Source organism: Enterococcus cecorum (assembly GCF_052119425.1).
GTDB lineage: Bacteria > Bacillota > Bacilli > Lactobacillales > Enterococcaceae > Enterococcus_E > Enterococcus_E cecorum_C.
In genome coordinates this window covers 1-617 of record NZ_JBQKFH010000099.1, presented here as the reverse complement: position 1 = coordinate 617, position 617 = coordinate 1, and the positions used below count along the sequence as shown (strand labels likewise).

Sequence of the window (617 nt, the reverse complement as noted above, 5' to 3'; positions counted from 1 at the left end):
GAAAATCGGTGTCGTGTGAAATATGTGGTAATGGATATGAATGCCTCTTATCCTTATGCTATCAAAGAAATATTTCCTAATGCAGAAATAATCATTGATCGTTTCCATATTGTCCAACAATTGAATCGTGCTTTGAATAATAAACGAATTCAAGTCATGAAAGAACAAAAAAATAAGGAATCTCGTCACTATACGAAATTAAAAAGATATTGGAAATTCGTTTTAACACACGAGGATAATCTGAATTACGAGAAACGATTACAGTACCCATTATTCGACAAAAAATTTGTCACTCAAACAGAAGTTGTAGATACCTTACTTTCATTTGACGAAGGCTTCAAGCAATGTTACGAGATTTATCAAAGTCTGCTCGGACACTTCAAGGACAAGGAATACAACGAATTTTTTGATGTACTAGATGCTTTGCCAAGAAACTTAGATAAATCGTTTAAAAAATCGCTAAAATATTTAACCAAACACACACGCAGTATAAAGAATTCCCTAAGACTACCTTATTCAAACGGTAAACTAGAAGGGAAGAACAATTTAATCAAAGTTCTTCAACGAGTTTCTTTTGGATTTAGAAACTTTGAAAATATGCGAAGAAGAATCTTTTT

The 617-nt window shown here is 32.1% G+C and carries 1 protein-coding gene; it reads left to right on the top strand.

Annotated elements, in window-relative coordinates:
- A partial coding sequence (locus ACTQZM_RS11970) for an ISL3 family transposase (protein WP_441653890.1) occupies positions 1-617 on the top strand: 617 nt, incomplete at both ends.